22 protein-coding genes, 2 pseudogenes and 1 riboswitch are annotated in these 25,527 nt (G+C 40.4%); of the genes and pseudogenes, 14 read left to right on the forward strand and 10 right to left on the reverse strand.

Annotated features, from left to right (window positions below):
- Positions 1-18: 18 nt before the first annotated feature.
- Positions 19-138, forward strand: a riboswitch (TPP riboswitch).
- Between the two features lie 87 nt (positions 139-225).
- The 6 genes from thiC to AC1M9L_RS04765 all read left to right on the forward strand — a co-directional run bounded on the left by thiC (position 226) and on the right by AC1M9L_RS04765 (position 5,616).
- A complete protein-coding gene (gene thiC / locus AC1M9L_RS04740; protein WP_481591483.1) occupies positions 226-2,121 on the forward strand; it encodes a phosphomethylpyrimidine synthase ThiC in 1,896 nt (631 codons plus the stop codon).
- A 73-nt stretch (positions 2,122-2,194) separates the two neighbouring features.
- Positions 2,195-2,821: an NUDIX domain-containing protein gene (locus AC1M9L_RS04745; protein WP_481591484.1), complete on the forward strand. Its 627-nt coding sequence runs from the start codon at positions 2,195-2,197 to the stop codon at positions 2,819-2,821.
- A gap of 3 nt (positions 2,822-2,824) precedes the next feature.
- Entirely contained in the window at positions 2,825-3,631 is an 807-nt protein-coding gene (gene cpdA, locus AC1M9L_RS04750; RefSeq protein ID WP_481591485.1) for a 3',5'-cyclic-AMP phosphodiesterase, read from the forward strand.
- A 206-nt stretch (positions 3,632-3,837) separates the two neighbouring features.
- Positions 3,838-4,359: an RNA polymerase-binding protein DksA gene (gene dksA / locus AC1M9L_RS04755; RefSeq protein WP_035263919.1), complete on the forward strand. Its 522-nt coding sequence runs from the start codon at positions 3,838-3,840 to the stop codon at positions 4,357-4,359.
- A gap of 59 nt (positions 4,360-4,418) precedes the next feature.
- A complete protein-coding gene (gene gluQRS / locus AC1M9L_RS04760; RefSeq protein WP_481591486.1) occupies positions 4,419-5,282 on the forward strand; it encodes a tRNA glutamyl-Q(34) synthetase GluQRS in 864 nt (287 codons plus the stop codon).
- Between the two features lie 79 nt (positions 5,283-5,361).
- Positions 5,362-5,616, forward strand: coding sequence for a zinc-ribbon domain-containing protein (locus tag AC1M9L_RS04765; protein ID WP_481589171.1), 255 nt, complete (start codon positions 5,362-5,364; stop codon positions 5,614-5,616).
- A gap of 16 nt (positions 5,617-5,632) precedes the next feature.
- Here the strand turns inward: AC1M9L_RS04765 and ftsW are convergent, their stop codons facing one another.
- The 5 genes from ftsW to AC1M9L_RS04790 form a co-directional block, all read right to left on the reverse strand.
- Positions 5,633-6,829, reverse strand: a complete 1,197-nt coding sequence (ftsW, locus tag AC1M9L_RS04770) for a putative lipid II flippase FtsW (protein ID WP_035263915.1) — start codon at positions 6,827-6,829, stop codon at positions 5,633-5,635.
- Between the two features lie 10 nt (positions 6,830-6,839).
- Entirely contained in the window at positions 6,840-8,195 is a 1,356-nt protein-coding gene (gene murD / locus AC1M9L_RS04775; RefSeq protein ID WP_481591487.1) for a UDP-N-acetylmuramoyl-L-alanine--D-glutamate ligase, read from the reverse strand.
- Between the two features lie 150 nt (positions 8,196-8,345).
- Positions 8,346-8,594, reverse strand: coding sequence for a DUF6587 family protein (locus AC1M9L_RS04780; protein ID WP_035263913.1), 249 nt, complete (start codon positions 8,592-8,594; stop codon positions 8,346-8,348).
- A 24-nt stretch (positions 8,595-8,618) separates the two neighbouring features.
- Complete coding sequence (gene feoB, locus AC1M9L_RS04785) at positions 8,619-10,475, reverse strand: ferrous iron transporter B (RefSeq protein WP_481591488.1); 1,857 nt, start codon at positions 10,473-10,475, stop codon at positions 8,619-8,621.
- Positions 10,472-10,723, reverse strand: coding sequence for a FeoA family protein (locus AC1M9L_RS04790; RefSeq protein ID WP_481591514.1), 252 nt, complete (start codon positions 10,721-10,723; stop codon positions 10,472-10,474). Before AC1M9L_RS04790 ends, feoB begins: the two co-directional genes overlap by 4 nt.
- A gap of 170 nt (positions 10,724-10,893) precedes the next feature.
- Here AC1M9L_RS04790 and xerD point away from each other — a divergent pair, with 170 nt between their 5' ends.
- From xerD to thrC, 4 genes are all read left to right on the forward strand, one after another.
- Entirely contained in the window at positions 10,894-11,811 is a 918-nt protein-coding gene (gene xerD, locus AC1M9L_RS04795; RefSeq protein ID WP_481591489.1) for a site-specific tyrosine recombinase XerD, read from the forward strand.
- Between the two features lie 109 nt (positions 11,812-11,920).
- Positions 11,921-12,736, forward strand: a complete 816-nt coding sequence (locus AC1M9L_RS04800; protein ID WP_481591490.1) for a DsbC family protein — start codon at positions 11,921-11,923, stop codon at positions 12,734-12,736.
- A gap of 124 nt (positions 12,737-12,860) precedes the next feature.
- Positions 12,861-14,165, forward strand: coding sequence for a homoserine dehydrogenase (locus AC1M9L_RS04805; protein WP_035263907.1), 1,305 nt, complete (start codon positions 12,861-12,863; stop codon positions 14,163-14,165).
- Positions 14,166-14,225: 60 nt separating this feature from the next.
- Positions 14,226-15,365, forward strand: coding sequence for a threonine synthase (gene thrC / locus AC1M9L_RS04810; RefSeq protein WP_092767330.1), 1,140 nt, complete (start codon positions 14,226-14,228; stop codon positions 15,363-15,365).
- Between the two features lie 48 nt (positions 15,366-15,413).
- Here thrC and AC1M9L_RS04815 read toward each other — a convergent pair whose 3' ends face one another.
- Positions 15,414-16,475: a serine hydrolase gene (locus AC1M9L_RS04815; protein ID WP_143047408.1), complete on the reverse strand. Its 1,062-nt coding sequence runs from the start codon at positions 16,473-16,475 to the stop codon at positions 15,414-15,416.
- 217 nt (positions 16,476-16,692) lie between these two features.
- Here AC1M9L_RS04815 and gacA point away from each other — a divergent pair, with 217 nt between their 5' ends.
- The 4 genes and pseudogenes from gacA to AC1M9L_RS04835 all read left to right on the forward strand — a co-directional run.
- Positions 16,693-17,328 carry a response regulator transcription factor GacA gene (gacA, locus tag AC1M9L_RS04820; RefSeq protein WP_092767334.1) on the forward strand — a complete coding sequence of 212 codons (636 nt, stop codon included), beginning with the start codon at positions 16,693-16,695 and terminating at the stop codon, positions 17,326-17,328.
- Between the two features lie 18 nt (positions 17,329-17,346).
- Positions 17,347-18,918, forward strand: a complete 1,572-nt coding sequence (locus AC1M9L_RS04825) for a sensor histidine kinase (RefSeq protein WP_481591491.1) — start codon at positions 17,347-17,349, stop codon at positions 18,916-18,918.
- A 17-nt stretch (positions 18,919-18,935) separates the two neighbouring features.
- Positions 18,936-20,064: pseudogene (locus AC1M9L_RS04830) on the forward strand (sigma-54-dependent transcriptional regulator); the annotation flags it as partial.
- A gap of 107 nt (positions 20,065-20,171) precedes the next feature.
- Positions 20,172-20,351: pseudogene (locus AC1M9L_RS04835) on the forward strand (helix-turn-helix domain-containing protein); the annotation flags it as partial.
- A 28-nt stretch (positions 20,352-20,379) separates the two neighbouring features.
- On the opposite strand, the gene AC1M9L_RS04840 reads toward AC1M9L_RS04835, so the two are convergent.
- The 4 genes from AC1M9L_RS04840 to lptF all read right to left on the reverse strand — a co-directional run bounded on the left by AC1M9L_RS04840 (position 20,380) and on the right by lptF (position 25,414).
- Positions 20,380-21,555 carry a S41 family peptidase gene (locus AC1M9L_RS04840; protein WP_228143113.1) on the reverse strand — a complete coding sequence of 392 codons (1,176 nt, stop codon included), beginning with the start codon at positions 21,553-21,555 and terminating at the stop codon, positions 20,380-20,382.
- Positions 21,556-21,575: 20 nt separating this feature from the next.
- On the reverse strand, positions 21,576-23,120 hold the full coding sequence (gene gpmI / locus AC1M9L_RS04845; RefSeq protein WP_481586719.1) for a 2,3-bisphosphoglycerate-independent phosphoglycerate mutase: 1,545 nt from the start codon (positions 23,118-23,120) through the stop codon (positions 21,576-21,578).
- Between the two features lie 123 nt (positions 23,121-23,243).
- Entirely contained in the window at positions 23,244-24,314 is a 1,071-nt protein-coding gene (gene lptG, locus AC1M9L_RS04850; protein ID WP_481591492.1) for an LPS export ABC transporter permease LptG, read from the reverse strand.
- Positions 24,314-25,414, reverse strand: coding sequence for an LPS export ABC transporter permease LptF (gene lptF, locus AC1M9L_RS04855; protein ID WP_481591493.1), 1,101 nt, complete (start codon positions 25,412-25,414; stop codon positions 24,314-24,316). Before lptF ends, lptG begins: the two co-directional genes overlap by 1 nt.
- Positions 25,415-25,527 lie beyond the last annotated feature (113 nt).

Consider the following 25,527-nt stretch of genomic DNA (forward strand, 5'->3'; position numbering starts at 1 on the left):
TATATGTTAATATTTTGGCATCGCTTGACGGAGCGCGAGTAATAACTCGCTGAGATCACCTAAAACATTGTTTTGATGGTGAGTACCGTTGAACCTGATCAGGTTAATACCTGCGTAGGAATCAAGCCATCTAAAAACTTTGTTCTAGGTTATTCATTCAGGATAATTCCGCCACCGTTTTTGGTCGTGCTTGATTCGTTGATGTCATTCATAAGGATCATTGCAATGAACCAATTAACGAATCTTTCAAATACAGATCTCTCTGCTCAACATGAGCAAGATGCTCAAGATCTCACCCGCATTTTACCAGCGTCAAAAAAAGTCTATGTTCAGGGTTCTCGTCCAGATATTCGCGTACCCATGCGTGAAATTGCACTCTCCGATACACCAACGGGCTTAGGCGGTGAGTATAATCCTGCCATTTTGGTGTATGACACTTCAGGTGTTTATACCGACCCTGAGATTCAAATTGATTTAAATCGAGGCCTACCAAACCTCAGAGATACATGGCTTGAAGAGCGCGCAGATACAGAACAACTCGCGACATTAAGCTCAAAATTTGGGCGAGAACGTCTTCAAGATATTCGTACAGCTGGCATTCGTTTCGCACATATCCAGAAACCTCGTCGAGCTAAACCAGGACATAACGTTACGCAAATGCATTATGCTAAGCAGGGTATTATCACGCCTGAAATGGAATACATTGCGATTCGAGAAAACCAAAAACAGCGCGAAGGTGTGGATACTCGCCAACATGTTGGTCAAAACTTTGGTGCAAAAAATTTATTAGAAATTACACCCGAATTTGTACGCCAAGAAGTCGCTGCAGGTCGTGCCATTATTCCTGCCAATATCAATCATCCTGAACTCGAACCGATGATTATCGGACGAAATTTCCTAGTGAAAATCAATGCCAATATTGGCAACTCAGCACTGGGTTCATCCATTGATGAAGAAGTGGCAAAAATGACATGGGCAACACGTTGGGGTGCTGACACCATCATGGATTTATCTACGGGTAAAAATATTCACGAAACACGCGAGTGGATTATTCGAAACTCCCCTGTACCTATTGGAACTGTTCCGATTTATCAAGCATTAGAAAAGGTGGATGGAATAGCAGAAGATCTTACATGGGAAATTTTTAAAGACACTTTAATCGAACAAGCTGAGCAAGGGGTTGATTACTTCACGATTCATGCTGGTGTTTTATTACGCTATGTTCCTCTCACAGCCAATCGCTTAACGGGCATCGTTTCACGCGGCGGTTCAATCATGGCACAGTGGTGTCTTGCACATCATAAAGAAAATTTCTTATACACCCATTTTGATGAAATCTGCGAGATCATGAAAGCCTATGATGTCTCATTCAGCTTAGGTGATGGTTTACGCCCTGGGTGCATTCAAGATGCCAATGACGAAGCCCAATTTTCTGAACTGCGTACATTAGGAGAATTAACCCATCGAGCTTGGGAACACGATGTGCAAGTCATGATTGAAGGTCCTGGTCATGTTCCTATGCATATGATTAAAGAAAATATGGATTTACAACTTGAGGTTTGCAAAGAAGCACCTTTTTATACATTAGGACCATTAACAACAGATATTGCACCTGGTTATGATCATATTACGTCAGCAATTGGTGCAGCCATGATCGGTTGGTATGGAACAGCGATGCTTTGTTACGTAACACCTAAAGAGCATTTAGGTCTACCCAATAAAAAGGACGTCAAAGATGGCATTATCACCTATAAAATTGCAGCACATGCTGCAGACCTCGCCAAAGGACACCCAGGTGCTCAAGTCCGTGATAATGCGCTTTCAAAAGCACGTTTTGAGTTTCGTTGGGAAGATCAATTTAATTTAAGTTTAGATCCTGATACGGCACGTAGTATGCATGATGAAACCATGCCGAAAGAGGCACATAAATCAGCGCATTTCTGTTCGATGTGTGGACCTAAATTTTGCTCAATGAAGATTACCCAAAATGTGCGTGAATACGCTCAAAATCAGCAGTCTGACAACCTAGATCTCAAGTTAAATCAAGAGATTGAATCAGGTCTCAACGCCATGAAAAATGAGTATCATAAGCAAGGACAAAAGTTGTATCAGAAGCTGTAAAAATTAAAAAATCTGTTTTTCTTTAATGCAATCTCAGTTAGGATGAAATAAATTTTTGTCCTAACGTATACGAATGAAAATTCTTGAAAAAGCTACTTACAATAATAAAGATTTTAAGGTCCATTCTCGCGAATCCCTTTATCAAGGATTCATTCGTATAGAGAAAGTGAGCATCACACATCGTTTATTTGGTGAGAATACTTATACCCCAACAATTCATCGTGAATTAGTGCATCGAAAAGAAGCTGCTGGTGTACTCATCTACAATGATGCACTCAAGCGCTTTGCACTGATTGAACAATTCCGAATTGGTGCAATCGATGATCCTATCTCCCCATGGCAACTAGAAATCATTGCAGGCGTATTAGATGGCGATGAATCACCTGAAACATGCATTCAGCGTGAGAGTTTAGAAGAATCTGGTTGTGAAATTCGTAATCTGGAACATTTATTTACCTTCTACCCTTCTGCTGGTGCGTGCGATGAAGTTTTTCATTTGTATGTTGCAGAAGCAGATCTTCCTGAGCTAGGCGGTATTCATGGTATGCCAGATGAAGGTGAGAATATCCAACTGCATATCTTAGCTTATTCAGATCTTGAACCATTATTGGCATCCAAACGATTGTGTAATGCACCTGTCATCATGGCTCTGCAATGGCTCAAACAGCACATTGCCACTACCTCTATAGCGCTGAGGTAATTTATGACGCCTTTAATCAAACAGAATAAAAATGATCAGCTCATTATCCAAATTACCGATACTCATCTCATGGATCATCCTGACACGCCGTTTGTTCAGATAAATCCTGAACAAAGTTTTCATGCAGTGATCAATGATATTTTAAATCGCTATCAAGACATTGATGCGATTATTCATACAGGTGACTTGGCACAGGTACCACATGAGGCAACTTATCAGCGATATTTGAGTTTCATGAAAAATTTGAATATTCCGTTTTATCAAATTCCAGGGAATCATGATGATGCCGAATATTTTCCTTTTGCAGCGCCTGATCCTATACCGGCCGTGTTAACTTTCGAAACGTGGAAAATCGTCCTATTAAATAGTGCTGTGCCCCACAAAGTAGATGGTTGGATTAAAGCAGAACAATTGAATCATTTATCAATGATTCTTCAGGAAACACAGCAGCACCCAGTCATTTTGGCGTGTCATCATCACCCACTTGAAATGAATTCCAAGTGGATTGATCGACACATCTTAAAAAATTCAGATCAATTGACACAGATCATGGCAGAGTATCAACAGATTCAAGCAGTGATCTTTGGACATGTGCACCAAGATTCGTTGAATGTCTGGAAAAATATTCAATTTTTATCAACGCCTTCCACCTCTGTTCAGTTTAAACCAAAGACTGAAGATTTTGCCTTTGATGACCTTGCACCAGGCTATCGCAGCCTGCTATTGAAAGCTGATGGTAGCTTTGAAACACGTGTTCATCGCCTACAAAATTTTGCGCAAAATATTAATAAAGAAATTTCAGGTTATTAGCTTTTCTTTTAAAGTGTTTTGGATTAAGTTATCTGTCCGAATGGAATCTGAACAGTCCAAAACAGATATTCATAGCTTTCATCTTTGATAAAAAATCTATATGATGACGCCCCCGATAGCAACAATCTATCGGAAGCGATAAAAACACTTGCATATCACCATATTTTTTGCGTACGCAAACACGCATATGATGAGGAATGCCCTTTATGGCGAATGACAACCAAAATCAAGTCTTGGAAGAAAACAACGTAGTTGCTGAAAAAGTAAAACGCGTGCGTAAGACCAAGCCAAAGACTTCCGAAGGCGGTACTACAGCGAGTCTATTTGGCATCGAGCCTTATCAGCCGAAAAAAAATGAAGAATACATGTCTGAAGGTCAACTTGAGCATTTCCGTCAAATTTTATTGGCATGGAAAGACGAGTTAATGTCAGAAGTGGATCGAACATTAAATACAATGCAAGATGAAAATACTGCATTGCCTGATGTAAATGACCGTGCAACGCAAGAAGAAGAGTTTGCGATTGAGCTTCGTACTCGTGACCGTGAACGCAAGTTAATTCGCAAAATTGAACAATCTATCGAAGCAATCAAAAATGATGACTATGGTTTCTGTGAAACCTGTGGGATCGAAATTGGCTTACGTCGTTTAGAGGCTCGTCCAACAGCGACGCTTTGCATTGATTGCAAAACTTTAGCTGAAATTAAAGAGAAACAAAATAACGGTTAATCATGTTATTTAATAATCCTTCCCTAACCCCTCCTTTGATAAAGGAGGGGGACAACAGGATGGCTTATGTGGGTCGGTTTGCGCCATCGCCAACCGGCCCTCTTCATTTTGGATCACTCATTACAGCTGTTGCAAGCTATTGTGAAGCAAGATCTCATGCAGGCAAATGGGTTGTACGAATTGAAGATACAGACATCCCTCGCATATATCCTGGTAGTGATGAACATATCTTGTCATGTATTGAAGCTTTCGGTTTCGAGTTTGATGACGAAATTATCTTTCAAAAAGACCGTTTAAACATCTATGAATCTGTCTTAAATGATCTTCAGCAACGTGACCTCACCTATGCCTGCCAATGTACACGCAAAATCTTAGGCTCTAATCATATCTATAGCGGTACTTGCCGCGATTTAAAACTACCACACGATCAACAAGCCATTCGGGTTAAAACATCAGACGAGTTGATTTGTTTTGAGGATCTTTTACAAGGTCAGCATTGCTCTAATTTGACCAATGAATTAGGAGATTTTGTTCTTAAACGTCGCGACGGTATTATTAATTATCAGCTCGCCGTGGTTGTGGATGATTATCTACAAGGAATGACTCATGTTGTGCGTGGTGCTGATTTGCTGGATAACACTGAACGACAAATTTGGTTAGGGCGATTATTGGGCTACCCTGAACTTCAGTATATGCATTTGCCCCTAGCAATGAATAAAGATGGTACAAAGCTTTCTAAGCAAAATTTAGCTGTAGCACTTGATCTCACCCAAGCCCCCCAACTCTTGAACAAAGCTATTCACGCATTAGGACAAGATCCAGTTGATCTAGATCAACCAAATCGCATGCTTCTACAGGCAATTCAACAATGGGATCGTAAGAAAATTCCAGTTGGCACCACCATACAAGGTGTTTTTGAATAGTGTCCATACACAATCATGCTTGTTATTCAGCTGAAAATGTTTTTGAATTCCATTTAGCTAGATTAATCAGGAGTTCATTATGTTTTTTATTTTTGGGGTAGGACCTAAAACCATCAAAACGGAAAAGGGGCAATTTCTATGCCCAGTCTGTCGTACACATAGCAATTATGAAATTAAACAACAACGCAATTATTTTTCTTTATTTTTTATTCCATTGATTCCACTATCAAAACCCAAATCTGGTCAAGTCACCTGTTTAAACTGTGGCACACATATGCCAACAATGGTGTTGCAGCAAAATAGTACTCCACCATCATCAGATTTGAATGCTTAAGATACAATCGTGTATTTTAAAAGCTAGATACTTCCTTAGCCTGATTCTTTTCTTGGGTTGTTGCTTCAATTTTCAGCATTAAACTGACCATGACAGCACACATAATCAGAGATGAACCACCATAACTAATAAATGGTAAAGTTAAACCTTTTGTTGGGAGCAGCCCCATATTCATGCCAGCATTTACCATAATTTGCAGAACAAAAATAATGCTAATCCCGTAAGCCAAATAACCCGCTCTCAAGAATTGATGTTGAATGGCACGATGCCCAATTCGAATACACGCACCCACCATAAGAAATGACAGTGCGAGAACAACCGTAATGCCCATGAAACCGAACTCTTCTGCCAAAATAGCCAACATAAAGTCCGTATGCGCCTCAGGGAGATAAGACATTTTTTGAATACTATGGCCTAAGCCTACCCCTAACCATTCACCACGTCCAAAGGCCATAAGCGCATTTGAAAGCTGATAACCAGAACCTAAAGGATCTGCCCATGGATTGGTAAAAGACATTAAACGCTCGAAACGATAAGGCTCGAACACAACCAGCACTACAAATGCCATGATAATGGCACCCAATGCAATACCAAACTGGATTAGTGGCGCACCTGCAAGAAAGAACACCCCTAACATCGTTAAGGCAACCACTACCGTTGCACCCAAGTCAGGTTCAGCAATAATCAAACCAACTGTACATAGCATTACTGTTGCTAACCGTGCCAGCCCTTTCACATTATTCCGCACTTCTTCTGCCCGACGGACAACATAATCTGCAGTAAAAATAGCCATCATCACTTTCGCAGCTTCAGTAGGCTGGAAGGTAAATCCTGCGATTCGAATCCAACGCGTCGAACCGTTCACTTCCGAACCGACTAATAACACCGCGACAAGCAATGCCATAGTCATCATCCATAACGGAAATGTGTTATTAAACCAGGTATTTAACGAAACACGATAAACCAAAATTGCTGCGACAAACGCAACCACGATGGATATGGCATGGCGGATGACATAGTGGAATGGATTTTCATGCAATCTTTCTGCGTAAGGCATAGAAGCTGAACCAACCATCACCGTTCCAATACAGAGCAGTGCAATCACACAAAAAATTAGAACATTCCTTGATGTAATTTCACTTGGAATACGTGGTAACCAACGTTGGTAAATTTTATTCACTTTATCAATCGTTGTCTGAGCTGACTCAGCCATATCTTCGTCCTTATTGTTCTTCGTGCAGCGCATTCACACAAGCAACAAATTGATGTCCGCGTTGTGGATAGCCAGTAAACATATCAAAACTTGCACATGCCGGCGAAAGCAATACCACATCATGTTGCTGTGTATTTGCTTGGCATAATTTTACTGCTTCTTCTAATGATGTAGCGTGAAGAATTGTGGTTGTGCCTTGAATTGCTTGTTCAATCACTGGCGCATCTTCACCAATGAGTACCGCGAGTTTTGCAAATTCCGTTAATGATTTTCTTAAAGCAGTAAAATCTTGCCCTTTACCTTGACCACCTAAAATGATGGCAACTTTAGCTTTCTGTACTGCGATCGCCGCACCTAAGCCGTCTAATGCTGCTAAGGTTGCCCCAATATTTGTACCTTTTGAGTCGTTATAATAACGAACACCTTGCACTTCTTTGACAAATTCGCAGCGATGTTCCAACCCCTTGAAGGTTTTCAAAGTTTCCAGCATGACCTCTAATGGTAGACCTATCGCTTCACCTAAGGCTAAACACGCAAGTGCATTTGCGACATTGTGTGTCCCTTGAATATACATCTCAGAACTTTTCAATAAACGTTCACGCCCCCTTGCTAACCACATCGTGCCATCAGTATCTCTGAGTACACCATACTGATTCATATCTGGTGCATTGAGCCCAAAACTCTGCATTGGCGTTGCATCAGGTACTAAAGGACGTGTCAAAGAGTCATCCCGATTGAAGACCACTTTCTTGACACCTTGAAAAATACGATGTTTGGCAGTGTGATATCCCATCATATCGCCATGACGATCGAGATGGTCTTCGCTCATATTTAAGACGACAGCAACTTCAGCATTTAAGTTCGATGTAGTTTCTAATTGGAAACTGGATAGTTCTAAGATATATAGCTCTGGATCATCTTTGGTTAAATCTAAGGCTGGACGTCCTAAATTCCCCCCTACAGCGACTTTCTTGCCTGCATATTTCGCCATTAAGCCGATCAAGGTGGTCACTGTGCTTTTTGCATTAGAACCTGTTATTGCAACAATAGGCTTTTCAGTCGCACGTCGTAAAATTTGAATTTCACTGACAACAGGAATGCCTTGTGCAAGTGCTGTTTGAATCACTGGCAGTTTAGGATCAAGCCCTGGACTGATAATAATTTCCTCAGCAGACAACAACATTTCTTCGTCAAATTTCCCAAAGCTAGTTTGGACTTCAGGTGGAATTTGATCATGTCCAGGTGGAGAGGTCCTCGAATCTGTTACTGCAACGTGATAGCCTTTTTCATGTAGAAAATTTACCGCAGCAACACCCGAAATTCCGAGTCCTGCGACAACTTTTAATCCACCACGCTGTATTAACATTTCTGCCCCATATTTTAGTCTAATTAGAAACTGCCGAAATGTTAGCACTTTGCTGCTTTGAATGCTTTTTTTGATTTCATAATCTTGACATTATTTTGTGTCCATGCGTAAAAAAACCGCCAATTTAGGCGGTTTTTTTATTGAAGTAAACTACTTCCATTTCACAGCTTGAGGGTTTAACTTGGGTGTTTCCTTGTCTGAAACAGGACAAGCGCAATTTCCGCCACATCCAGCAGTCATTTTGGGTTTAAGCCACTTTGATAGTGCCTTCCACCCTTTTCTTTCCGTGGCATCTGATAGTTTCATAAAGACTGAATTTGACGTCTGTGGAAAAACCTTTTTGAATACGACCAATGCACTCCAAAGGACCAATGCCGTAATAATTAGAATTTCAATCATCTCAGTCTCCTCAACTCTTCAGATTTAAGCTAACACACTGGTCGCGACTTGATAGGTCAAGAACGACATAAAGTACGCTAAACCAAATAAATAGACGGTCATAAAGCCAACTGTCTTCCAAGAACCTGTTTCGCGTCTCACTGTCGCTAATGTCGCCAAACAATGTGGTGCATAAATGAACCAGACCAAAAGTGATAATCCTGTTGCTAAAGACCAGCCCAAATCCCCACCACTACTAATCAGTGATGCCAAGCCTTCCGACATCGCATCCTCATCAACAGCAGACAAAGCATACACCGTGCCTAAAGCAGCAACGACAACTTCACGCGCAGCCATGGCTGGAATTAAGGCAATACAAATCTGCCAATTAAAGCCTAATGGCGCAAAGATTGGTTGCATCAAATGACCTAACATCCCCGCAAATGAATAATCAATCGCAGGTAATGTTGCACCCTCAGGTGGTTGTGGGAATGTGCACAAGAACCATAATAAAATAGAAAGCGCAAAGATGATTCCACCGACTCGCTTTAAAAAGATTTTTGCTCGATCAAGCAAACCAATCCACACATTTTTCAAATCTGGAAAACGATAGCTTGGAAGTTCCATCAATAGCATATGTTGAGATTTATCTTTTTGGAAAAACTTCAACACAAACGATACGATCAGTGCACTCACAATCCCTGCCATATATAGACCGAACAGCACTAAACCTTGAAGGTTAAATAGTCCCCAAACCGTTTGAGAAGGCACAAAAGCTGCAATCAACAACGCATAAACGGGTAAACGAGCTGAACAAGTCATCAATGGTGCAACAAAGATCGTGGTCAAACGGTCTCTTGGATCACTAATAGTCCTTGATGCCATGATTCCAGGAATTGCACACGCAAAACTCGACAGTAATGGAATAAACGCACGTCCCGAAAGACCTGCTTTATACATCAAATTATCAAGTAAGAATGCCGCTCGGGGTAAATAACCTGATTCTTCAAGCACCAAGATAAAGAAGAATAAGATGAGAATCTGAGGCAAAAAGACAACTACACCACCAGCACCCGCGATAATTCCATCAACCACTAAACTATTGAGTAATGGATGGGCAATATTCTCGCCAACAACTTCACCCAACCAGCCAAAGAACGTCTCAATACCATCCATGAAGGGTGCCGCCCAAGCAAAAACTGCTTGGAAAATGACGAACATCATCACCGCTAAACTGAATAGACCAAATACAGGGTGCAGAAAGATTTTATCGAGAAAAACTGAACGTTTATCATCAAATTCAACAAATTGAACGGCATCTTTGACAATCGCTTCAACTTTGTCGTGATCAGATCCTTTCAAACCTGTCAGCTCAGTTTGAGGAACAGCATATTTGCCATGATCTAGCGCATTCATCAGGTTTTCAATACCTGAGCGACGTACAGCAACCGTTTCTACAACTGGAATGCCTAAGCGCTCAGAAAGCTTCTGAGTATTGATTTGCATTCCACGACGGCGAGCTTCATCCATCATGTTAAGCACGAGTAGCATTGGACGACCCAATTGGATCAACTCCAAAACTAAACCAAGGTGCAACTTCAGATTGGTTGCATCTACAACGCATAAAAATGCATCTTGACGACCTTCTTCCGCAATTTTCCCATAAACAACATCACGGGTGATTTCTTCATCTGGACTAGTTGCGTCTAAACTATACGTTCCTGGCAAGTCTAAAACACGAACCGCTTTACCTGAGTTTAGCGTGAAATGACCAATTTTTCGCTCAACGGTTACACCTGCATAGTTACCTACTTTTTGGCGTGTTCCAGTCAAATGATTGAATAATGAAGTTTTACCACAGTTAGGATTACCAACAAGGGCAACACGCAACGCATCGCTCATGCCGACACTCCTTCTATTTCAATTTTTTCTGCTTCATTTTTTCTTAAGGCAAAGCGAGTAAAACCCACTTGAATGAGAATTGGTTCGCCACCAAACAGTCCTTTCGTAATGACTTGTACTTTAGTTCCGGCAACAAATCCTAGCGTTTCTAAACGACTTGCCACCATATCTGTAGAAGTACCATCTACAGTGCGATGCACTTGCGTAATGATGGCAGATTGTTTGACTTTCAAATCAGATAAACGCACCGTACCTAACCCTAAAAAATTTTGAACAGTATACATACAAATGAGAATTATTACCGCACTCTCATCAAGAATGATTCGCATCTTCTTATAACACATCGACATGCATAGAAAATTACACTACATTAGATAATCTCAATTAAATCAATCGAATTTCTCAATCGAATATCCATATGATTAATAAGAAACCTCGAATTCCTACCCCCATTCAAATTCCAGAACAACTTTCGTTCTTATACGGATTTCGGGATTATTTAATCGCTCAGTCTGTTAGTCCGCACACCCGAAATGCTTATCTCACAGATTTAGTCCAATGCAGTACTCTGTTAACCAGCCCCATGACCTTATGGTCACATGATGATATTTCAGATGTACTGATTGAGCTCACCAAACAAGGGAAAAGTCCTCGATCAATTGCTCGCACTTTATCGGCACTTCGGTCTTTTTATAAATTTTTAAGAGAGCAAAATTTAAGAACAGATAATCCTATAGCAGCGCACAAAACACCCAAGTTAGGACGAGCGTTACCTAAAGATTTATCTGAGCAAGATGTTGAATCACTCATTCAAGCACCAGATACAAACACAGCGTTAGGCTTGCGTGATCGCACGATGTTTGAAGTCCTTTATGCTTGTGGTTTACGCGTGAGCGAACTGATTAATTTAAGAATAGATCACATCAATCTCAATCAGGGTTTTTTGCGAATTTTGGGCAAAGGAAATAAAGAGCGTTTAGTTCCTTTGGGGCAAATTGCTGTGGAATGGATTGAAAAATACTTAGCAGAAGCTCGCCCCCAACTCCATAAAAGTGCTACAGATTACTTATTCCTGACCCAACATGGCGGGATTATGAGCCGTCAAAACTTTTGGTATGCCATCAAACGTTATGCCCTCCAAGCAGGTATACCTACAGAGCTATCCCCCCATACATTAAGACATGCTTTTGCAACTCACCTGCTCAATCATGGTGCAGATCTCCGAGTGGTACAAATGCTCTTAGGGCATAGTGATTTATCGACAACCCAAATTTATACGCATGTTGCACAAATTCGCATGCAACAACTTCATGCTCAGCATCATCCCCGTGGCTAAGTCATCGATCTGAATTTTGTAGCACTGAGCTATAATTTAGGATTTGAGAATATTTTTTGTTATGCTTAGCGCAGTAAAAATAATGCTGAAAACTTTAAAAGGGTTGTTTATGTTATTTACCCGTTCGAAAATTTTATTCGTTTCTACCCTTGCAACGACGCTTTTTATGTATGCATGCTCCAAGTCTGAAGACACACAAAAATCAGATGGTACTTTAACGGCAACTGCTCCAGCAACCGGCCAAGCATCAAATTTAACTGAGCGAAATGCGCAACAACGCTTGATTCAAAAGTTAGAGAAAAATTTTAAAACCGCAAATATCAATGCCAAAATTATAGACATTAAACCAACCGAAGTACCAAATCTTTACTGGGTCAATTTAGAGGGTATGACTGCGGTATACACTACTGCAGATGGTCAATATATTTTCCAAGGTGATTTACTACGTTTAGGTAATAAAAAAGTTGAAGATATTGGACAATCCTTCCAGTCGGCATTGAGTAAAGGGTTACTAAGCCAGTTAAAAGCTGAAGATCTCATTATTTATCCAGCTAAATCTAAAACCAAACATATCGTTTACGTTTTTACAGATATCAGCTGCCCTTACTGCCATAAATTGCATGAACATATGGATGAAATCAATTCTAAAGGAATTGAAGTTCGTTATATCGCGTGGCCACGTGGAGAACAATATTTCCCAGCAATGGAAAGTGTCTGGTGTAGTAAGGATCGTAGAACCGCATTTGATCAAGCTATTGCAGGTCAACAATTGGACAATGCCAACTGTGAAAATCCTGTTAAAGATCAGTACCAAATGGGTTTAAAAATGGGTGTAAATGGAACGCCTGCAATTTACAGCTCAGAAGGTGTTTATCTTGGTGGATACATGACAGCAGATGAAATACTACGTAGCTTAAATAACTAATATTTATGAGATAAATTACTGCTTTTTATACATCAATATTTAACTCGATTGACCCTAGAGTCTGCCTCTTTTTTTAGCTATGATCTAGGTTCAATAAAATTTTACATATTTTTTGGAGTGTGACGTGAAACCAGTTCGTCTGGCAATACTCGGTCTAGGAACCGTAGGTGGTGGTGCCCTTAAACTATTACAAGAAAACGCTGCTGAAATTAGACGTCGCACCGGTCGTGAAATTCAAATTACTTATGTGGGTACTCGTCGCCCTCGCCCAGATTTAAATCTTCCAGACTCAGTTAAACAAAGTGCCGACCTTCTTGATATCGTTCGTCAACCTGATGTTGATGTTGTTGTTGAAGTCATGGGTGGTATTCACCCTGCTTATGAAGTCATCAAAGAAGCAATTGTTCATGGCAAACAAGTTGTCACTGCCAATAAGGCGCTTTTAGCTGAACATGGTAACGAATTATTTAAACTTGCTGAAGACAATGCTGTGCAGATCGCCTATGAAGCAGCTGTTGCTGGCGGTATTCCAATTATCAAAGTAATTCGTGAAGGCTTAGCTGCCAATAAAATCGAGTGGCTTGCAGGCATCATTAATGGTACAGGCAACTTTATTCTAAGTGAAATGCGTGAAAAAGGACGTGCTTTTGCTGACGTTTTGAAAGAAGCGCAAGAACTTGGCTACGCTGAAGCAGATCCAACCTTTGATGTAGAAGGGATTGATGCTGCTCACAAGTTAACCATTCTTGCTTCTTGTGCATTTGGTATTCCACTTCAATTTGATAAAGTTTTTACTGAAGGAATTGGTAAAGTTACTGCACAAGATGTGAAGTATGCTGAAGATCTTGGCTTCCGTATTAAGCATTTAGGTATTGCACGTCGTGCAGAAAAAGGCATTGAACTACGTGTTCACCCAACGCTCATTCCAGATGATCAGTTGATCGCAAATGTAAACGGCGTTAAAAATGCTGTTCTCGTACAAGCGAACGCAGTCGGCCCAACTTTATATTATGGTGCTGGTGCTGGTGCTGGTCCAACTGCTTCTGCCGTAGTCGCTGACGTTGTCGATATCGTTCGTGACATTTCTTATACTGAAGACGGTGCTGGAACTATTCCACAATTAGCATTTGAAGCACTCACAGACTTACCAATTCTAAGTCGTGAAGAAATGACAACGGGTTACTACATCCGCATTAATGCTGAAGATCAAACGGGTGTACTTGCTGAAGTTACTACGATCTTGAGTCGTGCAGGAATCAGTATTGATGCCATTATGCAGCAACCTCGCTTAAAAGACCTTATTCCTATCGTGATTCTGACAGATCCTATTGTTGAATCAAAAATGGATGAAGCGCTTTCACAAATTCAAGCATTACCCGTCATCCATGGCGAAATTGTACGAATTCGTTTAGAATCGCTTGATAATTAATCATCTCGGGTAGAGGGTACTGCTGCCCTCTCCAGCTCTACACACAATTGGAACATCATCATGTCTAATGCCAATCGTTACACTGGTTTAGTTGACCGTTATCGCGACCGTTTACCAGTGTCTGCAACTACTCGTGCAATCTCCCTAGGCGAAGGTAATACACCACTGATTAAGCTTGCGAATATTCCACGTTTAATTGGCAAAAATGTTGAAATTTATGTGAAGTACGAAGGCTTAAACCCGACTGGTTCATTTAAAGACCGTGGTATGACCATGGCAGTCACTAAAGCGGTTGAAGAAGGCTCTAAAGCGATTATCTGTGCATCTACAGGTAATACCTCTGCTGCCGCTGCCGCTTATGCTGCTCGCGCTGGTATTAAAGCATTCGTTTTAATTCCAGAAGGCAAAATTGCAATGGGTAAAATGGCTCAAGCAATGATGTATGGTGCGATCACAATGCAAATTCGTGGTAACTTCGATGACGGTATGCGCCTTGTTAAAGAAGTTGCTGACCAAGCCCCTGTAACTATCGTAAACTCAATCAACCCTTACCGTTTGCAAGGCCAAAAAACGATTGCATACGAAATCGTTGATGAATTAGGTCGTGCACCTGACTATCACTGCTTACCAGTAGGCAACGCAGGTAACATCACTGCACACTGGATGGGTTATACAGAAGCTGTTGCAAACCAACCTGCGGATCAATTTGAGCAAGTAATTTATGATGCTGAAACTGATCAATTCACTGGTCCTAAACCTGAAGGTTTACCGACGATGGTTGGCTATCAAGCTTCTGGCGCAGCACCATTCTTACGTGGTGCACCTGTTCAAAACCCTGAAACTGTTGCAACAGCAATCCGTATTGGTAACCCACAAAGCTGGAACCATGCGAAAGCGGTAGTACGTGACTCTCAAGGTTGGTTTGATGAATTAACAGATGCTGAAATCTTAGAAGCTCAACGTTTGCTTTCCATGTATGAAGGTGTATTTGTTGAGCCTGCGTCTGCAGCTTCGATTGGTGGTGCAATCCGCGATATTAAAGCGGGTAAAATTGCTGAAGGTTCAGTCATCGTTTGTACTGTAACAGGTAATGGTCTTAAAGATCCTGATACTGCAATCAAACAATGTTCTGATGCTGTTATGCTTTCTATTGATGCAACAATGGATCAAGTACGCGATTCAATTTTGTCTAATATGTAAGATTGCATGATAAAAAACCCTGCAGATGCAGGGTTTTTTATTTATGGTCTAGATCGCACGTGGTAACTGACTGGTCCAACGCATTAAGCGAACAGCATCATCATTACGAGCTTGAGTATTGCTTGCCCCTAAAAGCACAACTACAGCTGGACGATTATTCAAAGTCGTATGCATCACCACACAACGCCCAGCCTCATTAATAAATCCCGTCTTTGAAATGTTAATATTCCAGCCACCGTTACGAACGAGAGAGTTCGTATTGTTCGATTTCAACACACGATAACCGAGGTTAAAATCATAGGTTGGCGTCGTAGAAAATTGACGAATAAGACCGTACTGTGATGCGGTACTCACCAAGATGCCCAAGTCCCGCGCAGAAGCAACATTGCGAGGATCTAGACCTGTAGACTCAGTAAATTTAGATGAATGCATCCCTAAGGCACGTGCTTTATTATTCATAGCAGAGACGAAAGCCGCACGACCTCCTGGATATGTTCGAGCCAAAGCCGCAGCTGCAGGGTTTTCAGATTTCATTAAAGCGAATAATAAGGCTTCAGCACGATTCATTGTGTCACCTACACGCAATGTCGAGCTTGAGTTTTTACCACCCGCACCTGCAAAATCAATGCTTTGCAGCGTAATATTTTCAGACATATTTAATTGTGCATCTGCGATCACAACAGCTGTCATTAATTTTGTAACAGACGCAATCGGTAGAGCAGTATTCGTGTTCTTACTAAATAAGACCTCACCCGTATTTGCATCCATGACCAATGCTGCACGCGCGTTCACAGAAGGTTGATTACTATAGCGACTGTTATCAAGAATCTGAGAGGTTGGTGATGTTGAGGTCGCAGGGCCTGTAGATTTACGAATTGTTGTTGTAATCGTGGTTGTTGCTTGAGGTGTATACTCTTCTGATGAGGAAGTAGAAGCTTTGAGACTATCATTATTTAAGAATTGGCTTGCATCTTCAGATGACCAACTGATGCTCGCCTGCCCCGGTGCAGAATTAGCATGATTAATTAATTCTGCAAAGCTCAATGAGCTCATAGAGAGTAGTACTGATGTAGTCAGCACATGCATTAGCGTTAATTTCTGTTTTTTCACGATAACTTACTCATCTTACGGAGGCATTTTGCATCATTGCTAATCACCTCAAATATGACTTACATTTAGGTACAAACGTGATTAATATTAAACCACGTGATTATGCACAGTATTTTAGTAAAGATTAGGAATAGCATTGCTATTTTTGTTAGTCCAATGCAAGCAATTTTTGCATCATGTAACAAAAAAGTAAGAATAGATTTCAGAGGAGGTGTTTGTGATCACGGTATTAGTGGTAGATGACCATGAGTTAGTTCGTACAGGTATTTGTCGTATGCTTGAAGATCAAGCAGATATTCAAGTCATTGGTCAAGCAGAGTCCGGTGAAGAAGCCATTAGTCTTGTTCGTCAACACCACCCTAATGTCGTCTTGCTCGATGTGAACATGCCTGGTATCGGTGGCGTAGAAACCACTCGCCGTTTATTACAAACAGCGCCTGACACCAAAGTTCTCGCCGTCAGTGGTCTAGCGGAAGAACCCTATCCATCACTACTGTTAAAAGCCGGGGCTCGTGGTTATATCACGAAGGGAGCTCCGATCACAGAAATGGTGCGTGCAATTAATAAAGTCATGCAAGGTGGTAAATACTTCAGTGCAGATATTGCTGAACAGCTTGCGAGTTCTTATTTATCTGATACACAAACCTCTCCTTTTGACGCACTTTCTGAACGTGAAATGCAAGTCGCGATGATGGTTGTGAATTGTATTAGTGCCCAAGAAATTTCAGACAAACTCTTTGTTAGCGTAAAAACAGTGAATACCTACCGCTATCGTATATTTGAAAAATTAGGAATCGATAGTGATGTCAAACTGACGCATTTGGCAATTCGTTATGGTTTGATTAAGCCTTAATTTGATCTGAGTATTCCAATGACGTCTGCTGCTTCAATTTCTATTTACCAAACGATCTACCGTCTTGGAACACTATATTCAAGTTATCGTATCATTATCGCCCTAAGCTTAACGCTCATATTCCTACTGACGATTGATTCTGAACGTTATTTTTATCAATACGAATCAATCTATTTTTACGCTTTACTCCTTTATGTTGCAAGCAGCATCGTACAAACGATCGTTTTAAAATACTTACCACAAGCTATTTCTAAACAAATTATCACCTTATTTGCAGTTGATCTGCTCTTTCTAAATACGCTTACTTTTGCACTCGGTGGTCCCAATATCGCAATTGGGTTATTGTTTGTCATTTCCGTCTTTGCAGCAAATTTTTTACTCAGTAAAAACCAAGCCTTATTCATCACATTGGTCGCGGTGATTGGGGTCGTATATCAACAGTTTTTTGGTAGTTTGTTCTCCATTGAAAGTCTAAATAATATTGGTGACAGTGCCTTTCTTGCCTTTTTATTTTTTGTGGTTCATGGTATTGGTCAAGTATCAATACAACGGTTTCAAGTACTCGAATCGGTCAATACACATCAAGCCAATGAACTCTTTAAATTACAAAATATTAATCGTTATATTCTTGAGCAAATCGAAGTTGGTTATCTGGTCTTAGATGATCACTGTAAAATTATCGTCTGCAATCCTGCTGCATGTTCACTACTCGGTATTTCGCCACTCTATGCTCATGAACAATATAATCTTGCAAATTTTCAACCAGATCTCTATGAAATTCTCAAAAACACATTAGTTGCTCATGGAGAGCGCTTTCAATTTGAATCACATCAATCATCCTATACGGTTGATATTCGTATTCAAAAACTGGTTACACCTCAACAAGCACTCACGCTATTAATTTTGGAAGATGCGCAAAAGCTTAATCAGAAAGTTCAACAAATGAAATTAGCTTCTCTTGGTCAATTATCAGCCAGCATTGCACATGAAATACGTAATCCTTTAGCGGCAATCGTACAAGCTAATGAACTTAATGATGATTCAGATGAAGAACAAAAACGTATGCTCAATCAAATGATTGCCAAGCAAGCAAAGCGTATTGATAAAATCGTCAAAGACACATTGGATATGGCAAAGAATAAAAAAACTGCTGGTGTACTAATTCATTTTGAACAGTTTATGCATGATCTTATTCACCAAGATTTAGCAGATATCAGTTCTCATATTCAATTACAGCTTGAAGCAAATCTTGAAGTTTATTTTGATGAAATCCAACTGCGACAAGTTCTGATTAATTTAATTCGTAATGCTATTCGTCATAATGATCCGACCGCAGAGTACATTTTTGTCAGAAGCAGTTGTTCAGAAAATCAAATTTTTATTGATGTTATCGATTTTGGCAAAGGCATCCAACAACATGATTTATCTCAATTATTTCAACCATTTTTTAGTACTGAAACCAATGGAACTGGTTTAGGATTATATTTATCACAAAGTATTTGTGAAGCTAACCAAGCAAAATTGAGTTATATCGAGCAAGAACAGCAAGGTGCATGTTTTCGTATTACATGCCATAAGACAGACGTTTAGATGGATAAGATCAGGTTATGGTAAAGCAACAACCTTTAGTACTTTTAGTCGATGATGAACCTGATTTATGTATGTTGATGCAAATGACCCTTTCTCGGATGGGCATTAAAACGCATATGGCACATCATTTGAAACAAGCGCTACATTTTCTAAGCGAATATAAATACGATGCGTGTATCACCGATTTCAATTTACCGGATGGCAATGGCATCGATTTAGTTAAATACGTCACCCAGCACTATCCGAAGACGCCCATCGCGGTACTGACCGCCTATGCCAATATGGAGCTGGCAATCTCTGCTTTAAAAGCAGGCGCTTTCGATTTCGTCAGTAAGCCCATTAATCAACAGCATTTGCATCAATTGCTTAAGAAAGCATTACATACCCCTGCAGTGGATAATGATCTCAATCAGCTTCCACTTGAGGAACAACTGCTGATCGGTGTCTCAGAACAAACTCAACAGCTTCGTACAGCAATCAAAAAAATAGCTCGATCACAAGCACCTGTCTTTATTACAGGTGAATCAGGGACTGGTAAAGAAATCGTTGCGAATCTTATTCATCAACTCAGTAATCGTCATGATCATGCCTTTGTCGCGATCAATTGTGGTGCGATGAATGAAGACCTGATGGAAAGTGAATTATTTGGTCATATCAAAGGCAGTTTTGTGGGTGCTGACCAAGACAAACAAGGGTTAATTCAAACAGCTGACGGTGGGACATTATTTTTAGACGAAATTGCTGAGCTTTCACTCGCCATGCAAGCTAAATTGCTGAGAGCAGTTCAAGAAAAGAAAATCCGTCCGATTGGCAGTGATAAAGAGCTTGATGTTGATTTTAGGATTGTCAGTGCAAGCCATCAAAATCTTGAGCAATTGGTTCAACAAGGCAAATTTAGACAAGATCTATTTTTTAGAATTCATGTGATGGATTTACGTCTTACCCCACTCCGCGATAGACCCAAAGATATTCCCGTTCTAGCTCAACATTTTATTGATAAAATCAGTAGTGAATGGCGTATTGAAGCCCCTCAACTATCTCAAGAGGCGATACAATTCCTTAAACAACAACCATTTACAGGTAATGTACGCGAACTTAAAAATATCATCGAGCGTGCACTTACACTTTGCGATGATAAGCTCATAGCCGTCGAGCATGTTAAAAGCCCTTCATTAGGCTTAACATCCCCACCTTTAGCACAACAACCAAATAGTCAAATTGAAGCTATTACTGATTTACCTTCTCAGACACCCAAAGGTTTGCCCGAGGAGGGATTAGAACAATACCTTGAGAAAGTAGAAAAAGAAGTTTTAATTAATGCGTTAAACTCAACGCATTGGAACAGAACCCTAGCCGCCAAAAAATTAGGAATGACATTCCGCTCATTACGATATCGTTTAAAAAAATTTGGTTTAGATACTGAAGATGAATAACTTAGCATCACCACGATATTGATGATATTTAACGGCTTCTTAACAACAAATCAGCTGCATGTTGGAGGTAAACCTCCTCCTTCATATCCTGCGGCCAAGGATATTCGATATTAGGGGCTATGCCTTGCCCATCAATCTCGACACCATTCGGTGTTAAGTAATGAGATACTGTCATTTGTAGTGCCGCACCATTTTCAAGTGGAAAGAGTTTTTGCACAACACCTTTACCATAACTCTTTTCACCAATGATTACGGCGCGTTGATGATCTTTCATTGCTGCCGTAAATACTTCTGCTGCAGAAGCCGAACGTTGATTAATCAATACTCCGACTTTAAGCCCTGTAAATTCATGTCCTGGTAAAGCTTGGAATTGTTGATCACCTTCTGAACGGCTACGCGTAGATACAATCAAACCCTGATTTAAAAATAAATCTGCCGTTTCCACAGCAGAAGATAATAATCCACCCGGATTATTTCTTAGATCTATTAAAACAGCTTTGAGTTGTTGGCTATGATGCTCATCGATATAACGCTTTATTTCATTCGCAGTATCTTGCTGAAAAACTTTCACCTTTAATAGTAAAACTTGATTACTCAGCATATGTGCTTGTATATCGGCAACATCTAGTTTTTGATTTCTCACTAAAATAATTGGAGATGAGTTCGGTGATCTTTGTAAACTGATGGTTGATCCAATCGAGCCGCTGAGCAAGTCTTTGACTTGATCTTGGTTTAACAATCTAAGCTCTTGTCCATCAATTTTGTAAAGTGTAACGCCGTTGGCCAATCCTAATTTTGCCGAGTCACTATCGGGATCTAAATTTTCGATCTGCCATAAACCTCGTGAGGTATCAAAGCTAAGATCAAAATCGATACTCGCTAAATCCTCCTCGGTATATTTGAGGAGTTGGCGATAATCTTCTGGAGATAAATAGCGAGAGTAACGATCTAGCCCACTCACCAAACCTTGGATCGCTTGTAAAAATAACTGATCGTCAGTGACTTCAGTGACATAGTTTTCTTTTACTGTACCGTAAATCTGAACAAACTGCTGTATAGATTCAATCGGAACTTCTGAACTGTTTGATGACCAGTCTTCTTCTAAAGGATCAACTGCTGGACCCTTAGATCCAGCAGCGAAAGCATGAACCCCATTCAAACTTAAAGCTAGACCTAACATGAGTTTGAATAACAATGGATTCATACTGAATTCCTTCTTATTTTTTAAACTAAAGTCACTAAATTGCGACCTTTCATTTCAGCAGGAACAGGCAACTGCATTAAATGTAATAATGTCGGTGCAACGTCTGCAAGCACACCACCCTCTGCAATTTTTGCTTGAGTTGGACCTACATAAATAAATGGCACATGCTCAGTTGTATGTTGAGTATGGACTTGACCACTTTCATAGTCCTGCATTTGTTCAACATTACCGTGATCCGCAGTGATCAACATATGGCCTTTCTTCGCCATCACTGCATCATAGACGCGACCTAAGCTGACATCCACTGCTTCTACTGCTTTAACGGCAGCATCGAATACCCCTGTATGTCCAACCATATCGCCATTTGCATAGTTCACAACGAGTAAGTCAAATTCACCTGAATTAATTGCATTCACTAACTCATCAGTGACTTCATAAGCACTCATTTCTGGTTTTAAATCATAGGTTGCAACATTTGGTGATGGAATCAAAATACGTTTTTCACCTGGATACTCATCTTCACGACCACCACTGAAGAAGAAAGTCACATGGGCATATTTCTCAGTTTCCGCGATACGTAATTGAGTTTTACCTAAATTAGACAGGTATTCACCAATTGAATTGACCAACGGTTCTGGCATATATGCCACCGGCGCATCAATTGTCGCTTGATAGCGCGTTAACATGACAAATTTCGCAAGCTGAGGCACAACTTTACGCTCGAAACCATCGAAGCCTTGTTCAACAAATGCTTTTGTCAATTCGCGAGCACGATCTGCACGGAAATTCATAAAAACAACAGCATCACCATCTTGTACTGCGGCTACATCCCCAATACGTGTTGCTTTCACAAACTCATCTGACTCTTCAGCAGCATACGCTTGTTCGAGACCTTCCACAGCAGACTCAACAACGCGAACAGCCTCACCTTCTGTTAATAAACGATATGCTTGTTCGACACGATCCCAACGATTGTCACGATCCATTGCGAAATAACGACCGATCATCGTTGCAATTCGACCCTGACCTGGATATTGGGCAAATAATGCATCTAATTTCTCTAAAGATGGTTGTGCACTTTTTGGGGGAGTATCACGACCATCTAAGAAAGCATGTAAATAGACTTGAGCACCTCTTTTTAGTGCCAACTCTGCCATAGCAACAATATGGTCTTCATGAGAGTGAACACCACCTTCAGACAACAATCCAAAAATATGTACTGCTTTTTGATTTTCTTTTGCTTTTTCTACAGCATCAACCAATACTTCATGTTTATAGAAATCACCAGTACGGATATCTTTGGTAATACGAGTGAAATCTTGATACAACACGCGTCCAGCACCAAGATTCATATGACCAACTTCTGAATTCCCCATTTGGCCATCTGGAAGACCAACATCTTCACCTGAACCTGAAATCAGACCATGTGGATGATTCTGTTTCATTGCAGTTAAATTAGGTGTTTTCGCTGCAAGAAAAGCATTATCTTCGACCGCTTCACGATGACCCACACCATCCATAATGACTAAAACGTGAGGGATTTTGCCAGCAGTTGCATCCGTCATGATATACACTCTTTTCTGTTTACAAATTAATCAACGTATCTTAACGAATTTTTCATTAAGACTCTATCTGAACACGATGGCTTTGATTGATCTAGACCATCTATTTTTTAATTTAAAAATTCTCTAGCGCGCTCGATATAGCAAATAGCTACCTACCGCAAAGATAAGCACAATTGGCAGAAAAACAAACCAAGCTGGAGATGGTGAATACACCAAACTCGCGTACCCTAAGAAGTCTTGTAGGTAGTAAAAACCAAGCCCTACAAATAACGCAATCACTAAACGAAAACCCATAGACTGTTGCCGTAAAGGGCCAAAAATAAAAGAGCAAGCAATCAGTACGAGTGCCAACAATGCAAATGGCGAAGCCACTTTTTGCCAGAATGCAAGTAAATACGTTTTAGGAACTTGACTATATTCATCCATATAGCGCATAAAACTGATCAATTGGCTTGGAGCTAAATCTTCAGGATCAATCGTCACCATATGAACATATTTAGGTTGAAGCGCTAAAGCAACATCCTGCTGAGGAGTTTGAATCAGTCTCGAATAGCCTTCAGGAAAAATATCCATCTGACTGGCTTCAATTAAAGACCATTGTCCATTTTGTACAAATTGACCTTGATTCGCAGTCAAGACTGACTTCAGACGATAATCTTGATCAAAGTCCATCATCTCAACTTGACGTAACTGCCCTTGCGCATTTGCATAGTCAATATAAATAAATCGTTGACCTTCTCTAGTCCAATACCCTTTGACTTCGCCAAGCTCAGCAACAGAACGACGGTCTTTAATACTTTCCGCCCGCTCATTGGTGTAAGGAATAACATATTCACTGAGTAAAAATGAAAGCAATACCAAGAGCATTGCTGAGCGCATGACCCAACCCACAATACGCCACAGGCTAATCCCTGAAGCGCGCATGACAGTCAGCTCACTATTTGAAGCCATTGAACCCAAACCGAGCACTGCACCAATCAATGCTGAAATAGGTAAAATTTCATATAAATATTGCGGTGAAGCCCATAGAACATGAATAAGCGCTTGCCAAGCTCCATATCCTTCTTTCAGGCTGCCTAATTCACCCATATAGGTAAAAAGAATTTGAAGGGCTGATAAAATCGCTGTAGCACCCAACATCGCCAGCGCTGTGGTTTTCGTCACATGTTTTGCGACAATTCGACGTGCCAACATTATGATTTCACCTGCTCAATTCGTTTTTTTAACTTAGGTGCTAGTTTTTGTTTACGCGAGAAAATCGCTGCACCCACTGCATAAACAATCAAGATAGCGGGATAAGCCCAAATACCAATCTCATCTTTACTAATTCTGGTTTTAATCGCCATTAATGCCACAATCAAACTGGCAAAAATTAAGAGTGCAGGAAATAATTTTAAATATCGTCCTTGGCGTGGAGTAACCTCAGACAATGCCGTTGCTAACATCAATGCCACAATCAATGTAAATGGCACAAATATTCTCCAGCCCAATTCACTGGCTACTACAGGATCTTCACGAGTTTCAATTAACTTCGAAATTGGTAACGCTTCTACATCACCACTTTCAAATTTCGCCTCTTTATCACTTTCAAGACGCAAACGATATGAAGCAAATTCAGTATGACTATATTTCGGACTATCTTGATAAATTTCGTAACGGCGACCTTGGGTTAAATCAACAACACTCGCTGTTTCACCGACCATTTCAACACGTGTCGCTTCTTTCGCTAAAATCATGATGTCAGGTTTTTCAGGCTTATCTGCTCGCTGATAGAAGAAAATTTCTTTTAAGTTTTTACGATCTTCTGAAAGTGCACCAGCATAAATGGTATAAGGACCTGAGGAAATAAACTCTTTTGGACGTACCAAATCAAAGCCTGATCGAACCGCTTGGGTCGTCGTAAGCTTTTCAAATTCACGTATACCCCATGGAGACATCCATACCATTAATACTGTTTGAATGGCCAAATAAATGGCTGTGAGAGGTAACAATAAACGAGCCAATTGATTACGACTAACACCACTGCCATTGAGAACCGCCATTTCATGATCTATATACAGTCGGCCAAACACCAACATGAGACCAATGAAAAAACCTAAAGGTAAGATCAATGTCAGAAATTCTGGAAGACGGTAGCCAATGATGCTAAATAAAATACTCGCATCCATTCGACCCTGAGCTGCCACGCCAAAATACTTGATCAAACGCCCACCCAACATGATGAGTGTAAGCAATGAAATCACAACCACAGAGGTAGATACCACTTGTTTGACGAGGTAACGTCTTATAATCAAAGTAATCTTCCAAAATTAGGTTAAATCGGCTAGCGCTAGTTTACCCGAATGTTAAAAATATAAAACCTCATTGAAATTCTATCATTGGTAGTGTTTCAATGGTTTAATGATTT

It is taken from the genome of Acinetobacter sp. ANC_7511, assembly GCF_056779975.1.

Coding starts and splice junctions, on each gene's coding strand:
- thiC (WP_481591483.1), top strand. CDS start 226: ATGAACCAATTAACGAATCTTTCAAATACAGATCTCTCTGCTCAACAT.
- AC1M9L_RS04745 (WP_481591484.1), top strand. CDS start 2,195: ATGAAAATTCTTGAAAAAGCTACTTACAATAATAAAGATTTTAAGGTC.
- cpdA (WP_481591485.1), top strand. CDS start 2,825: ATGACGCCTTTAATCAAACAGAATAAAAATGATCAGCTCATTATCCAA.
- dksA (WP_035263919.1), top strand. CDS start 3,838: ATGGCGAATGACAACCAAAATCAAGTCTTGGAAGAAAACAACGTAGTT.
- gluQRS (WP_481591486.1), top strand. CDS start 4,419: ATGGCTTATGTGGGTCGGTTTGCGCCATCGCCAACCGGCCCTCTTCAT.
- AC1M9L_RS04765 (WP_481589171.1), top strand. CDS start 5,362: ATGTTTTTTATTTTTGGGGTAGGACCTAAAACCATCAAAACGGAAAAG.
- ftsW (WP_035263915.1), bottom strand. CDS start 6,829: ATGGCTGAGTCAGCTCAGACAACGATTGATAAAGTGAATAAAATTTAC.
- murD (WP_481591487.1), bottom strand. CDS start 8,195: ATGTTAATACAGCGTGGTGGATTAAAAGTTGTCGCAGGACTCGGAATT.
- AC1M9L_RS04780 (WP_035263913.1), bottom strand. CDS start 8,594: ATGATTGAAATTCTAATTATTACGGCATTGGTCCTTTGGAGTGCATTG.
- feoB (WP_481591488.1), bottom strand. CDS start 10,475: ATGAGCGATGCGTTGCGTGTTGCCCTTGTTGGTAATCCTAACTGTGGT.
- xerD (WP_481591489.1), top strand. CDS start 10,894: ATGATTAATAAGAAACCTCGAATTCCTACCCCCATTCAAATTCCAGAA.
- AC1M9L_RS04800 (WP_481591490.1), top strand. CDS start 11,921: ATGTTATTTACCCGTTCGAAAATTTTATTCGTTTCTACCCTTGCAACG.
- thrC (WP_092767330.1), top strand. CDS start 14,226: ATGTCTAATGCCAATCGTTACACTGGTTTAGTTGACCGTTATCGCGAC.
- AC1M9L_RS04825 (WP_481591491.1), top strand. CDS start 17,347: ATGACGTCTGCTGCTTCAATTTCTATTTACCAAACGATCTACCGTCTT.
- AC1M9L_RS04840 (WP_228143113.1), bottom strand. CDS start 21,555: ATGAATCCATTGTTATTCAAACTCATGTTAGGTCTAGCTTTAAGTTTG.
- gpmI (WP_481586719.1), bottom strand. CDS start 23,120: ATGACGGATGCAACTGCTGGCAAAATCCCTCACGTTTTAGTCATTATG.
- lptG (WP_481591492.1), bottom strand. CDS start 24,314: ATGTTGGCACGTCGAATTGTCGCAAAACATGTGACGAAAACCACAGCG.